The sequence below is a fragment of the Crateriforma conspicua genome, from assembly GCF_007752935.1.
GTDB classification, from domain to species: Bacteria; Planctomycetota; Planctomycetia; order Pirellulales; family Pirellulaceae; genus Crateriforma; species Crateriforma conspicua.
On sequence record NZ_CP036319.1, the window covers coordinates 4,790,528 to 4,803,653 of the forward strand.

The 13,126-nt window shown below is 57.0% G+C and carries 12 protein-coding genes; 9 read left to right on the top strand and 3 right to left on the bottom strand.

What is annotated here, in order from left to right; translation table 11 throughout:
* The first annotated feature begins 380 nt into the window (after window positions 1-380).
* On the top strand, window positions 381-1,226 hold the full coding sequence (locus Mal65_RS17440) for a hypothetical protein (RefSeq protein WP_145300389.1): 846 nt from the start codon (window positions 381-383) through the stop codon (window positions 1,224-1,226).
* A 30-nt stretch (window positions 1,227-1,256) separates the two neighbouring features.
* A complete protein-coding gene (locus tag Mal65_RS17445) occupies window positions 1,257-2,639 on the top strand; it encodes a polysaccharide biosynthesis/export family protein (RefSeq protein WP_145300392.1) in 1,383 nt (460 codons plus the stop codon).
* Between the two features lie 135 nt (window positions 2,640-2,774).
* Here the strand turns inward: Mal65_RS17445 and Mal65_RS17450 are convergent, their stop codons facing one another.
* Both Mal65_RS17450 and Mal65_RS17455 read right to left on the bottom strand, forming a co-directional pair.
* Window positions 2,775-5,159, bottom strand: a complete 2,385-nt coding sequence (locus tag Mal65_RS17450) for a glycoside hydrolase family 2 protein (protein ID WP_196784252.1) — start codon at window positions 5,157-5,159, stop codon at window positions 2,775-2,777.
* A 282-nt stretch (window positions 5,160-5,441) separates the two neighbouring features.
* Complete coding sequence (locus Mal65_RS17455) at window positions 5,442-6,545, bottom strand: potassium channel protein (RefSeq protein ID WP_145300397.1); 1,104 nt, start codon at window positions 6,543-6,545, stop codon at window positions 5,442-5,444.
* Between the two features lie 508 nt (window positions 6,546-7,053).
* On the opposite strand from Mal65_RS17455, the gene Mal65_RS17460 reads away from it, so the two are divergent.
* Both Mal65_RS17460 and flgG read left to right on the top strand, forming a co-directional pair.
* Window positions 7,054-7,803 (top strand): flagellar hook-basal body protein, encoded by a 750-nt coding sequence (locus tag Mal65_RS17460; RefSeq protein ID WP_145300400.1) that lies wholly within the window; start codon window positions 7,054-7,056, stop codon window positions 7,801-7,803.
* A gap of 71 nt (window positions 7,804-7,874) precedes the next feature.
* The gene (gene flgG / locus Mal65_RS17465) at window positions 7,875-8,681 is read left to right on the top strand and encodes a flagellar basal-body rod protein FlgG (protein ID WP_145300403.1); all 807 of its coding nucleotides are present in this window, start codon (window positions 7,875-7,877) and stop codon (window positions 8,679-8,681) included.
* Window positions 8,682-8,798: 117 nt separating this feature from the next.
* On the opposite strand, the gene Mal65_RS26620 is transcribed toward flgG, so the two are convergent.
* Window positions 8,799-9,065 carry a hypothetical protein gene (locus Mal65_RS26620; protein WP_165701351.1) on the bottom strand — a complete coding sequence of 89 codons (267 nt, stop codon included), beginning with the start codon at window positions 9,063-9,065 and terminating at the stop codon, window positions 8,799-8,801.
* 331 nt (window positions 9,066-9,396) lie between these two features.
* Here Mal65_RS26620 and flgA point away from each other — a divergent pair, with 331 nt between their 5' ends.
* The 5 genes from flgA to Mal65_RS17490 all read left to right on the top strand — a co-directional run bounded on the left by flgA (window position 9,397) and on the right by Mal65_RS17490 (window position 13,079).
* Window positions 9,397-10,104, top strand: coding sequence for a flagellar basal body P-ring formation chaperone FlgA (flgA, locus tag Mal65_RS26625; protein ID WP_197203557.1), 708 nt, complete (start codon window positions 9,397-9,399; stop codon window positions 10,102-10,104).
* A 59-nt stretch (window positions 10,105-10,163) separates the two neighbouring features.
* The gene (locus Mal65_RS17475) at window positions 10,164-10,901 is read left to right on the top strand and encodes a flagellar basal body L-ring protein FlgH (protein WP_196784253.1); all 738 of its coding nucleotides are present in this window, start codon (window positions 10,164-10,166) and stop codon (window positions 10,899-10,901) included.
* A 193-nt stretch (window positions 10,902-11,094) separates the two neighbouring features.
* Entirely contained in the window at window positions 11,095-12,156 is a 1,062-nt protein-coding gene (locus Mal65_RS17480; protein ID WP_390621980.1) for a flagellar basal body P-ring protein FlgI, read from the top strand.
* A gap of 78 nt (window positions 12,157-12,234) precedes the next feature.
* Window positions 12,235-12,582, top strand: coding sequence for a rod-binding protein (locus Mal65_RS17485; RefSeq protein ID WP_145300412.1), 348 nt, complete (start codon window positions 12,235-12,237; stop codon window positions 12,580-12,582).
* Window positions 12,579-13,079, top strand: a complete 501-nt coding sequence (locus Mal65_RS17490) for a hypothetical protein (protein ID WP_145300415.1) — start codon at window positions 12,579-12,581, stop codon at window positions 13,077-13,079. Before Mal65_RS17485 ends, Mal65_RS17490 begins: the two co-directional genes overlap by 4 nt.
* Window positions 13,080-13,126 lie beyond the last annotated feature (47 nt).

Here is a 13,126-nt window from a genome sequence, read left to right on the forward strand (position 1 = left end):
TGATGCGTCGGACCCGGACATTCCCGACGTCTGTCGCGACAGTGCAGAGCATTCTCAACGGTTCAGCCCGCGTTTCCGTCACTTTTGGCTAATCCGCAACGGCGGTTACGACGATTTGTATCCCAGGAGGGGGTTCCTGTCGTTCCGGCAGTATCCCTTGCGTAGAGACAAATCGAATGCCGCCAGCAGCCAAGGGGGGCCCAATGGCGATTCGCAAAATGACGGTAACGACCGCGTCAGCGGAATCTGTTACCCATAGCGACACTTCATCAACAAGCAGCTCCCGGTCCGACAAGCCGGATTCGTCGCGTCGTCGACGTTTCCGACTGCTTGCCAGCGGTTGTCTGGGTCTGGCTTTGGTCGCTTCGACCGGCTGCACCATGTTCAACACGGCCACGCAGTCACTGTGTGACGAGGGCTGCCTGAACGACTTCATGATGTCCCATCATCACCGAGTCATGGCCGCCCGCGCTTGGCAACGTGAAAAGAAGTGCTTCGGAAACCACCGAAACCTGCGAGACATCAAACGCGGGTTCATGGACGCCTATAAAGACGTCGCCAAAGGTGGAACCGGATGCACGCCGACCGTCGCACCTCGTGAATACTGGGGATGGCGGTACCAGTCCGCTGACGGACACGTCGCGGTGAACTCATGGTTCCAAGGCTATCCGATCGGCGTGAAAGCGGCCGAACAGGACGGAATTGGAAATTACGCCAGCATCCAAATGGCGAACTTGCCGACCCGTCAAACGTCCACACCGGGAACGGTCAATACGATCGCGCAGAAGAATCCGGAACCACCGAAACCATCGGTTTCAGAAATGATCCCGGTGCCGGGTGGCTATATCAGCCAAAACGGCGACTTCTACGACAAGAACGGAAACCTGGCTGGAAAGGGCACGGTCGTCGACCGTGCCATCGGAGAGCCGGTTGAAAGCGCGGTGCAAGTTCCCGCCATCGTCGCGGCCGACGACCAACCGGTCGAAGTTGCACCCTTGAAAGCGGACGTAGCACCGACGCAAGCCCAGCCGCCGGCCGTTTCACTGAACTTGAGCGACCAGGTCGGTGCGACGCCGATCCAAGCCGACGCCTATCAGTTGGACGAACCCAGTCAAGAAGAAATTGATGCCGTTATCGACGACATCTTTGGCAAACCGCAGTCTCCAGCGTCCGACGACGCGGATGACACGAACACGTTCGAGTCGATTCCGTTCACCTTCGAGTGAGCTGATAGGCCTTAGCAAGAGAGTTCAAGGATGACTAAGACACTTTCAGCCGGCCGGCGGATCCATCGCTGCATCAGGACGCTGCGAACCGCCGCAACCGCGCTTGCCGCCGGCGTCGCCGTGACGGCAATCACCGGCTGCAGCACGTTGACTCAACCGATCAACGGGGTGCCCGCGAATCGCCTGCCTCCGGAATTTTTCCCGGAGCCTAAAAACGACTTGGTCCCGGTCGACATCTCATTGCTGTCACTGGAACCACCGCGTGAATACTTGCTGGACGGTGGGGATATTTTGGGCGTGTACATCGAAGGCGTCCTGCCTTTCAACCCGCCCAACGAGCCGCCGGAACCGCCGCCGGTGAACTTCCCGGAAGCCGACAACACGCTGCCGCCATCGATCGGTTATCCGATCGCCATCCAAGACGATGGTACGCTGGCGCTGCCGTTGATCGAGCCGTTGGATGTTTCCGGTCTGACCCTGGAACAAGTGCGTGACAAGATCCGCGACGCCTACATCGATGAAGAAATCTTGATCGAAGAAAAGGCTCGTCCGATCGTCACGCTGATCCAAAAGCGGACCTACAACATCATCGTCATCCGTGAAGACGGACTGGGTGATGGTCGTACGAGCCGAGGTCTGCAGTCACAAGACGTCGCATCGCAGTTCATCCGTGGCGGTAGCGACCGCAGCGGTAGCGGTTCGATGGTCAAGCTGAATGCGTACGAGAACGACATCTTGCATGCATTGGTCGAAACCGGCGGCCTGCCAGGCTTGAACGCCAAAAACCAGGTCAAAGTGTTGCGGGCTAATCGTGCGAACCAAGAGAAGTATCGCGAGTTCGTCAAACAGTTCTATGCACAGCAAGAGTGTTTGCAACGCGACCCGTGCTACTGTCCGCCGGAACTTCCGGAAGACCCGTCGATCTTGAAGGTGCCGCTACGTGTTCGTCCGGGTGAATTCCCCGACATCAGCGATGAAGACATCACGCTGAATGATGGCGATATCGTGTACATCGAATCGCGTGAAACGGAAGTCTTCTACACCGGTGGTTTGTTGCCGGGTGGTGAATTCCCGCTGCCTCGTGACTATGACTTGGACGTGCTTGGTGCATTGGCCCTGGCCGGAGCCGGAGTCGGTGGTACGGCCCAAAACAGTGGTGGTGGAATCAGCCTTGGCCGTTCGCCGGTCGCTGGTGTACCGCCGGGACGCGTCTACATTCTTCGTAAGCTGCCTTGTAACCAGCAAGTTGCCATCGAAGTTGACATCTCCGAGGCGACCAACAATCCGTCGGCTCGGGTGCTGATTCAACCGGGCGACGTGGTACTGCTGCAGTACAAGTGCGAGGAAGAAATCATCAACGCCGGTATCGGAACGTTCTTCACCTTCGGGATTGCTGAGATCCTGAGGAACTAAGAACTCGCCACCAAACCGAAAGAAACGAACAACGCCCTCGGGAAGCATGCTTCTCGGGGGCGTTTTTTCGTTGTCAGACGCTCGTAGCCGCTCCAGCAATCGGTCGCCACGACAAACCTGGATTGCCCCAACGATCTACGGCTGATTCTTTGAAAACCCTCCGGCGCGAGGAACGCCATCGGCAGAGCCTGATGAGGGATCCGCTTCGCCAATCATCGACGGGAAAAAGCGATAGTAGTTGCCATAGGTGTACTTCAGGTTCGCTTGCGATCTGATTTTACCCATGGCCGCCATCCGCTGACGTGCCAGTTCCTGGTCGCCGATCAGCAGTTGGTATTGATTGCTGGAAAGCACAGCTCCGTCAGCATCCAGCAAAGACAGCGACACGTTGAACGAATCCTCGACCGTCGCATCGACCTTCCACTTCAGTTCGCCGATCGCGAGCGAACTGTCTTCGTCGACCAACGCAACGTCAAAATCTTTGACCGCCAAGTGCGCCCCATCGGAGTTTTTGATGACCAACTGAACCGTACAATCCTGATGCGATTGATAGGTGTCATTGATCAACCAAACCTTGGCATCCAATGACTCGCCGGGTTTCCATCGCCGTCGTTCAAAATCCAGACTGACCAGCAATGGTTGGTACGCTCGCTTAACGTACTCGTACGAACGTTTGGGTTGTTGATACGCATCAACGATCCCCCATTTCATGTCCGGCCAATACGTAATGAAGTGACACAGGGAGACTCCGCTGCACCTGGGTTTAGCACGCCGGAAATGCTCAACGGCCAGCTGAAAGATCGTGCCTTGGGCGTCCTGCGTCGCGTTGACAAATTCTTCCAACGATCCCGTACGTTCGTCACCAAAGCAATCAAAGTTCTGCATCCGCAAACGGTCCAAGTCGGCCCAGTGGTGCCCCCAACTCGGTCCGGGTGGCCAAAGCTCATCCGGCGGAATGAAACGCTTCAGGCTTTCGACGGACGGCACCGATGTGATCGCCAACTCGGGAACAATGGGGAAGTCCAGCGATCGGTACCAGTCTTCCATCAACCATCGGCCCATCGAATAGAAATAGGCCAACGCGTGCACCGCCTCTTTCGGCTTGTAACCGACACTCTGAGCGATCGCACAGGTCAGCGGGGAATCTGGCACATAGGGCAGATCGACGTGCTGTTGTAAGCGTCGCCCCAGTTCTTCAAGAAAACCTTTGGTGAAAACCGGATCAGCGGCTCGCAAGAAGGCCTCCTCGCCACCTTCGATCAAAATCAAAGATGGATGATTGCGGCGTTCCTTGATGACCGTCACTGCTTCCTGATAAATCCGTTCAACGAATGATGGCTCCTGAGAAATATTCGCCGTCCCCAAGGGAATGACGTCCTGCCAAACGGTCAGGCCCGCTTCATCGCAGTACTGATAAAACTCAGGAATCTCCGGCGGATGCCAGCCAAAGATGCGGATGTTGTTCATATTGGCCGCTTTGGCCAAATCGATCAGCGTCTTGTATTCATCCGGCGACGTGCGCCCCACAAAGATGTCCGGCGGCCCGCCCCAACATGCCGAACGAATGAAATGCCGCTTACCGTTCAGCATCACCGTGCGCGGAAAGCTAACCTCATCCGGACCGAACCCCGGATTCCATTCCATTTTGATTTGGCGAATTCCAAAGGTCTCGGTTTGTTGGTGATGAACGACATCGTCACAGCGCACTTCGATCGTTGCGTTGTACAGATTGGGTTTGCCCAGGTCCCAAGGCCACCAAAGTTGCGGATCGGTGATATCGATCTTCGCCGTCACCACTTGCTTACCAGGCTTCACTCGGGTCTGTACTTCAGTCGCCAAGGGTTCGGATGAGAAGTTTTTGCCTTCAATAGCAATGGGCATCTTGATCTCCATCGCCTGGTCCGCGTGGTTCTCGACAGTGACTTCGAACTCAACCCGCGATGAACCATCATCGCGAACCGCGGGCTTCACATAGACGTCATCGATCCGCACCTTGCCAGATGCCACCAACCGAACCGGACGCCAAATCCCGAACGGCACCAGATCACGCCAATAGTCACCAAACCACGGTGTCTTCAGCCCAGCCACCTTGTGATTGACCTGGGGTGGTGGATCCAGTTTGACCATCAAAATATTCCGGCCCTTGTCCCACCTGGGTCCGCTGTTGACGAAGTCCGTGACGTCAAATGCGAACGGGCTGAACATCCCTTCGTGACGGCCAAGCTTGTTCCCGTTCAGCCACACGTCGCATGCATAGTCGACACCGTCAAATTCCAGACGAACGACTTTGTCTTCCAGCGTTTCGCCGACGTCAAATTGCAGCGAATACCACCATTCATCCAACATGACCCACTGCGCCTTGGTGCTATTGCGTCCCCAATAGGGATCCTCCAAAACCCCAGCTTTCCAAAGGTCCGTATAGACGTCCCCGGGGACGCGGCCAGAAATCCACACGTGGGTTTCGATGTCAGCGGGTGGCAATTCGTGCAGCCCCTGGACCACACCCTGACCCGGACGCATTCGCTTCAGCTTCCAGCGATAGCCGCTGAGGTCTTGGACCAGGTTTCCACTTCGAACCAGATCCCCCGCGCCAGGCTGCGCTATTGCCGTCAGGCACGGTACGCAAAGGCAGCAGAGGGTGGCGACCGTCAAGACAGACAATCGAAACCGTTTTCGCGCAACGACCAAACCTCGTTGAATCCGCATGACCATCCCACTCGTCAATGACAACTTGAACCAAGAAGGGCTTCATCGTCACACGAATGTCGACAATCAACAACAGTCCCGCAGTGAGTCAAAACGTCACACTTCGTCGGAATCAAGCGTCGTATCGGCGGCAACCGCGATTTCGGTCCCGGTCAACGCAGCCTCACTGTCATCGGCGCCGCGTCGCAGCTTGCGTTCCGCCCGATAGATCTCTCGTTTCAAAATGCGAATTTCCAGCTCACGCTGATTCAGATCCTCTTTCAGCTTTTGAAGTTGCTTTTCCGGATCCGGCCGCAACAGTCGCTCCAAGACATCCCACAAAATCAGTGCCCGCAGGGCTTTGACCGCCGTCGCACGCATCCGATACATGCTGGCCAAGCGAGTCAACTTGGACACCCGCAACAACTTCGCCACCTTGGTGCTGCGGACCAGCGAAAGCGAGCGAAGAAACGACAGCAACGGCAGCAAGATGATTGCCAAGTCGATCCAGTTGGTGCGGATGTAATCGAACTTTTTCTCCGCCACACTGACCATCAGAATGAACTCCAGCGCGAAAGCAAACCAAATCACTCCGGTCGACACATGCAGAGCGAAACGCAACCACTCGTGCTGAACGACTTGGGCTTTGAAGAAGAATTCGATCGCCAGCACAGGCAAGATCAGCAATGCGATCGCAATCATTGGCAAGCTGAATGTGCGTTCCAGTCGTCGACGCAATCGCTTGTCACTGCGTCGCCACCCAAGGCCGGGCAACCACAATCGGCGATCCATCTCGACGCTGCGGGCGCACAAGCGCAAGGACGGACACAAGCAGAAAAGGAAGCCGTAAAAATGAAACCAGCGGTTCGCACGTGACCAAGAACGCGACAGCCAGTGAAACACCGACTCGGCGATGATCAACGGCCAGATCAACAGCAACAATGTCACCACGCGATGCTGCGTCGCAAGTTCTTCCCTTTGCGTTTGCGGATCCAACCCCAAGCCGATCGCGCGTGCTTGGCCGATATCGGCCAGATTCAGTTCCTGTTCCGGATCGACTTCTTCCAAAGCGACCAAGGCAGATTCACGCAAGTTGGGCACGTCGACCCACAGCACGACCAAACAAGCTTGCCCGACCAGAAATGCCAGCGACAACCAAAAGAACAGCGGTGCCGTCATCCGAGCGATCGTGATTCGAGTTGCCGCGGATAGCATCGTCATCGCCTTTCGTTTGTTCCTTCCGTCGTGTGGGCTCGGTGCACTCGGGCCGGTGACTGTCGTTTCATGCGTCGAAGTTCGGGCAGCGATCGATCGCCCCAGTACGTCGCCGCCGGTCCTGCGAAACGACGTTTCCTTTTTTTTCGACGCGGTGGACGCCGCCCAAAACCCCTAGCGTCGCCTTGGTTCGGATGTGACCAAACCGGGGCAACTCTTTAGGCCAGTTTCACGGCGATTCGGGGCGCGAGAGCCCGTCGAAGAGCCGCCAAACGCTGCCGTTCGCAGCAAAACCGGGCCGACACGAACATCCCGTGTGTTTTCGCATCTCCCAAGGGAACTTGCAAACACTCCACCGACGCTGATTCGCCCTTGCCAGGGGAATCCAAAATTTCTTACCTGCGGTGAAGATTTGCTCAAGTCCGCCGTGACGCGCCCTTTGATTTGAATCCGAAACGGTGAATTGCCCCTGGTGATTCGGTCACACGCCAAGTTCGAAGCCACTTAGTCTCTCATGCCCTACGGCCTCTACCTCTCTGCCGCCGGCGCGCATGCCCAGGACCAGCGTCTGCGCACGCTGAGTCACAATTTGGCCAATGTGGAAACGCCCGGCTTCAAGCCTCAGGAAACGATCCTTCAAGCACGATTCGCGGAATTGATCGAACGCGGTGAAATCAGTGAAGGCCTGGGCGGAGCCGACGATTTGGGCGGCGGAGTCACGATCCAGCCCACGCAAACGGCTTTCGACGTCGGTCCGATCCAAGTCACCGGCCGGAAAACCGACTTTGCCATCCATGACCGCGAAGCTTTCTTCGTCATCCAACATGGCGAAGAACAGATGATGACGCGAGCCGGCGAATTTGTGCTGGATTCGCGCGGCTACTTGGTCACCCAAAACGGACACCAAGTGCTTGCGTCCGACGGCAGCCCGATTCAATTACAGTCCGATCGGCCGTTCGATGTGGGTCCCCAGGGAACACTGATCCAGGGAAACAATCGCTGGTCGCTGATGCTGGCCAAACCCAAACAGCTGGGTGATTTGGAGCATCTGGGTGGCAACCTGTTCAAGCCGACCAAGTCGTTTGACCTTGTGTCCCCGCAAGAACGCGACGTAGTAGCGGGTTCGCTGGAAAAATCATCCGTCCGGCCCACCAACGCCATGATGGAATTGATCGAGACCAGTCGAGTCTACGAAGCCAACGTCCAAATGATCAAAAACCAAGACAACCTGATGGGGTCTCTCGTCGGTCGTCTGCTGCAGTAATCGTGACCTTGCGGCCACGAACCCGTTCGTAATTCACTTCGTCAATCTGCCGCGTCAACGGAAAACCAAACATGAGTGTTCAAACGCTGTACACCGCCGCGACCGGCATGGAAGCGATGGAAACCAAGTTGGACGTGATCGCCAACAACTTGGCCAACGTCAACACGACCGGCTTCAAGAAAGACCGCGCAAACTTCGAAGACTTGCTGTACCGAACGGAAGTTTACCCGGGGGTTCGTGACGCCACACAGACGCCAACCGCCGTGGGAACACAAGTCGGCTTGGGCGTTCGGGTGACCAGCACCCAGACCGATCATCGCCAGGGCACGCTGCAACAAACCGGTCGTGAATTGGACATCGCAATTCAAGGCGACGGATTCTTGCGTGTGCTTGATCCATCCAGCCAACAACCGATGTACACACGGGCCGGCAACCTGGACATCAATGCCGACGGAAATCTGGTGATCGGATCGGCTCAAACCGGCCGCTTGTTGGATCCGCCGGTCAACATCCCGCCGGACGCGACCAAAATTGTGATCAACAGCAACGGCGAAGTCATGGTTCGACAGCCGGGCGTGACCGAACTGGCCGTCCAAGGCCAAATTCAAATGTCCCAATTCATCAACCCCGATGGATTGTTGAAAGTCGGCGAAAACATGTACGAAGCGACGGACGCGTCGGGACCGGAACAGGTCAGCAATCCGGGAGTCGACGGTTTGGGATTGCTGCGACAAGGCAACTTGGAAGCATCCAATGTGGAACCCGTTCAAGAACTGATCGATCTGATCACCACGCAACGCGCGTTCGAGATGAACAGCCAAGCGGTCCAAGCCGGTGACCAAGTGATGCAAAACATCTCCAACCTGCGTCGGTTCTAACCGGTTTGATCGTTAGCGGGTCGCGATCCTGCATCCATACGCAGATGCCGAATCGCCCCCCCCACCCAACCCTTCGCAAAGGAACACAGTGAACCAGGTGGCCGCCGCAAACCGTTGTCAACCCACGTCGATCGCTCGATCGGCGTTGTTTGCTGCGCTGCTGATTGGATGGTGTTGGAATCCTTCGACGATCACGTGTTTCGCACAGGAATCACCAACAGCCCCGTCGACATCGGAACTGAACGACGAACCCGTCAAATCGCTTTGGCGTTTCCGCTGTGTTGGACGGACGAATCTGGAAACGACGGTCATCCGATTGGGCGACGTTGCCGAACCGATCGGAGTCCCCACGGACGTTTGGACGCGACTTCGGGGCGGCGTCATTGGTCTGATCCCCGTCGGCCAGGGCCGTGCAAGAATCGAGCGGGACCGTTTGGCAGAGGCGGTCGCAAGATCCGAGGGCACCGATCAACCGATCGAATGGATCGGCCCGGACATGATCGAAGTCTCGTTGCGAAAACAGCATCCACCATCCCAAAGCCTTGCCGGACCGTCTCCGCTGCAACGGTTGGGTGACCGTCTGGCACCAAGACCATCTTCCGTGCAAAAGGTATCGGCACCGAACAAATCGAGCCCAGGGATTTCGGCCTCACTGGCGTCCACCAGATCCCCGGTTCGACAATCGACCAACGGCTCGGCACCTACCTCCATGCCCGTGGCGGATCCGCCATCGCCGCATGTCGTATCGCGACTGGAATCTTGGATCCGAATGTCGGTTCAGCGTCAAAATCCCGAGTTGATGAAGCACTATGACGTTCAATTGGCGTCGTCACCGGAAAACCTAGCCGGATTCACGCAACTTCAATCGGCCGGCGGAATCATGCACACCAGTTTCCGCGAAGCCGTGTTGCCGCCCCATGAACCTTCCGAGCAATCGACACCGATCCGACGAGCGATCATGGTGACCGGACGCGGGGTGGACGGCCCCATCGATGCCCAAGTTGTGCTTCAGTTGAAGCCGCATCCCATGGTCGTTGCTCCAAAGATGCCACTGCGTCGCGGCCATCGAATTCGCGTGGAAGATCTAACCTGGGTTCCCGTCCCGGAAGACCAGCAACGTGACGACTACAGTTCCGACGTCGACGACTTCATCGGGAAAGAGATCGTGGGTCTGGCACGACAAGACGCGCCGCTTTCGGTATCGGCAGTGGCGCCGCCGGTCCTGATCCATCGCGGTGATCAAATCGAATTGCGAGTCGTCGGTGGCGGAGTCCGCGTCACCACGATGGCCAAGGCGCTGGACGACGGTCATTTATCACAGTTGATCGAAGTCGAGACGGCCGAACCGAGACGCCGAATGGTCGCCCGCGTCGCTGCGTCCGGCCTTGCCGAAATCGTGACTCGGTCCCCCAGAGTGCGCTAATGCAAAATTCAACAAACACAAACGCACCTTCGATCATCGGCCCACGGGGGTTACCGATCATGGCGCTGCTGTTGAGCGTTTCACTGGTGTCGCCATCATTGGGGTTGGCCCAGTCGACTTCGCTCTTTCACGGCGATGATGTCAACGGATCGTCGCAAGGGTCCGGCGGACAAGTGGTCGGACCACATGGATCCGATACACCGGTGATCTCCGCACCCTACGGTCAAACTCCGCCGCCGCATCCGGGGCTGGCTGCGGTCAGTTGGACGTACACCCCGCCGTTGCCCCGTCGAGTTTTCCAGATCCACGATATCGTCACCATCCGGGTCGACGAAATCGCTCGCGTCCTGGCCGAGGGAAGCGCCGAAAGTCGCAAAATTACTCAGTACAGCGCCGTGCTAAGCGATTGGATCCGCTTGACCCAGGGCCGGTTGCAACCCGACGAACAGCCCAACGGCGACCCCAGCGTCGCGGGAAACACAAACAACCAATATCGCGCCGAATCGGACGTCGACACCAGCGAAGCTTTGACCTTCAACATTGCCGCTCGCATCGTCGACATTCGGCCCAACGGCAATCTGGTTTTGGAAGCCCGCAAGAAGTTTCGGGTCAACGACAACCTTTGGGAAACTGCACTATCAGGCATCTGTCGCGCCCAAGACGTGGGCCCCGACAACGTTGTGCTTAGCCGTGACCTGATCGATCTGGAAATTGACAAGCAAGATCAAGGACAATTGCGGGACGGATACAAACGAGGCTGGTTCACGCGTTGGTTCGACCGACTCCAGCCCTTCTGATCGCACGGACGCGAATCGGATGAAGAACAAACCCACCGACAAGGACGTCCCAATGCCGTCGCCCGATCCGAAACGATCGACCGATCGCACAATCGATCCGACACGATTTTGCGAAACCGTTTTGCTCCGGTGCATCGCGGTGTTTTCATTGCTGGTGTTCATCACTTTGGAAAACCGATGCGATGCCGCCGGGATGCGTCTGGGCGACATTTGTCGTGTCCGTGGCCAGGAAACGAACACACTGCAAGGCCTGGGGCTGGTGGTCGGATTGCGGGGAACCGGTGACGGTGACGCTGCGACCACCTCGCGTGCCTTGGCCCGAGCCATGCAATTGATGGGCGGTCCCGTCTCCAGTGACACGACGGGGCAATTGAACCTGGACGACGTTGCCGATGCCAAAAACGTGGCGATGGTCGTTGTGACCGCGGTCGTCCCCGCCGTGGGTGCCCAGCAAGGTGATTTGCTGGACGTGTCAGTCAGTGCTATCAGCGCCAAAAGCCTGGAAGGTGGTCGGCTATTGACCACGCCGATGCTGGGGCCGCGAACCGATGACCGGAATGTGTATGCCTTGGCACAGGGCCAATTGCGAGTGTCGCCTGACGGGCCGGCGACAGTGGCGACCGTCGAAGGCGGGGCCAAAATGGAATCCACCATCAAAGCGAACTTCCATACCGACGGGCGGATCACACTGATCCTGGATCAGGACTTTGCCGACTTCATCACTGCCCAACGGGTCGAAGACGAAATCAATAACTACATGGCGATCATCGCGGGCGATTCCGCAACGGCATCGCGGGGTGGATTGGCAAACGGATCCAACCTGACCCCCGGATCGGCACGACTTAGTAGCAACCTTTCGACCGCCCGCGCGATCGATCAACTGCACATCGAAGTCGAAATTCCCGAATTGGATCGCAGCAGCCCCGTCCGTTTCATCTCCTTGCTGCTGGACACCACCATCCATTTACAGTCCAAATCCAACCGCGTCGTGATCAATGAATCCGATGGCATCGTGGTTATCGGCAAAGACGTGGAAATTGCGCCGGTCCTGGTGACGCATCGCAATCTTCGAATCGAAGCCGGCGGACCTGAGTTTGTGGAAATCGGTCAAGACGCTTCGCCGGAAACCAACGCCAAGTTGAAAGATTTGGCCGACGCATTGAACGCGTTGGATGTTTCCACCGAAGATCTGATTGCGATTATCAAGACACTCAAGGCCAAAGGTGACTTGTACGGCGAAGTCGTTTTTCAGTAGTGATTGATCTGCAGTCCGGTTGCCTCATCGCGCGGACCGATTGTCCCACCCGAGTGCTTCGTTTCCAAAAGTGTTTCGATGAACGTCCTGCCCAGCCAGAATTCATTCGGTTCCCACTTGGCTGCCGCACCGCGGCGTCCCAATTTGGAAAGCGAATCCCCCTTGGATGCGGCGTCAAAGTCGGCCGGCGAATCAGAACCTCTGCGTGAAGCTTTCCAAGACTTCGTCGGGCAAACCATGTTCGGTTCGATGTTGAAGGCCATGCGTCAAACGACGGGCAAACCGGCGTACATGCATGGTGGTCGTGCCGAAGAAGTGTTTCAAAACCAAATGGACCAATACATCGTCGAAGACCTGACCGAATCATCAGCGTCGACGATCAGCGATCCAATGTTCGAACTGTTCAACCTGCAGCGACAATCATGACAAATCCAACATGGCAACAACGTGTCGCCGATTACGCCGACCGTCTGGCCGAAATCAATGAATCCATCGACCTGATTTTGGACGAGACACGTGTCGGCACGATCAACGTCAAAAGTGAGGAGCTGAAAGCTTCACAGGAAGCGTTGTCCGCCCAGGTACAAAACCTGCAAAACATGCTGGCCGAACGCGAGGAATTGCTGGCCGCCGATGACGCGGTGGGCAGCGGAACGACCTTGCGAACGCGCTTGATATCGACGCGTCGGATCGATGACGCACGCCTGGCCAAACGTCTGGACGAAGTCGGCCGTCAAATCGAAGTCACGCGGGAACGTTCGGTCGCCCTATTCGTTTGCCAATATCACCTGGCAAATCTGGGCCAAGAACTGATCCGTCTGCTGAGCGGATCGACCGGTGGCGACACGTACGGACACAAAATTGGCAAACCGGACACGACCGAACGTGGTCGCGGTGGCGGGCTATTCAACGAAGCGGCCTGATTTCAAACGATGCCACGAAACTTGCGTGGCATTGAGTTGAACACGAC

What these genes read in the sequence shown, in the direction of transcription:
- flgG (WP_145300403.1), top strand. Translation starts at nt 7,875, where the DNA reads ATGAGTGTTCAAACGCTGTACACCGCCGCGACCGGCATGGAAGCGATG.
- Mal65_RS17475 (WP_196784253.1), top strand. Translation starts at nt 10,164, where the DNA reads ATGGCGCTGCTGTTGAGCGTTTCACTGGTGTCGCCATCATTGGGGTTG.
- Mal65_RS17480 (WP_390621980.1), top strand. Translation starts at nt 11,095, where the DNA reads ATGCGTCTGGGCGACATTTGTCGTGTCCGTGGCCAGGAAACGAACACA.
- Mal65_RS26620 (WP_165701351.1), bottom strand. Translation starts at nt 9,065, where the DNA reads ATGACGCCGCCCCGAAGTCGCGTCCAAACGTCCGTGGGGACTCCGATC.
- Mal65_RS17445 (WP_145300392.1), top strand. Translation starts at nt 1,257, where the DNA reads ATGACTAAGACACTTTCAGCCGGCCGGCGGATCCATCGCTGCATCAGG.
- Mal65_RS17485 (WP_145300412.1), top strand. Translation starts at nt 12,235, where the DNA reads ATGAACGTCCTGCCCAGCCAGAATTCATTCGGTTCCCACTTGGCTGCC.
- Mal65_RS17455 (WP_145300397.1), bottom strand. Translation starts at nt 6,545, where the DNA reads ATGACGATGCTATCCGCGGCAACTCGAATCACGATCGCTCGGATGACG.
- Mal65_RS17440 (WP_145300389.1), top strand. Translation starts at nt 381, where the DNA reads ATGTTCAACACGGCCACGCAGTCACTGTGTGACGAGGGCTGCCTGAAC.
- Mal65_RS17450 (WP_196784252.1), bottom strand. Translation starts at nt 5,159, where the DNA reads ATGCGTCCGGGTCAGGGTGTGGTCCAGGGGCTGCACGAATTGCCACCC.
- Mal65_RS17460 (WP_145300400.1), top strand. Translation starts at nt 7,054, where the DNA reads ATGCCCTACGGCCTCTACCTCTCTGCCGCCGGCGCGCATGCCCAGGAC.
- Mal65_RS17490 (WP_145300415.1), top strand. Translation starts at nt 12,579, where the DNA reads ATGACAAATCCAACATGGCAACAACGTGTCGCCGATTACGCCGACCGT.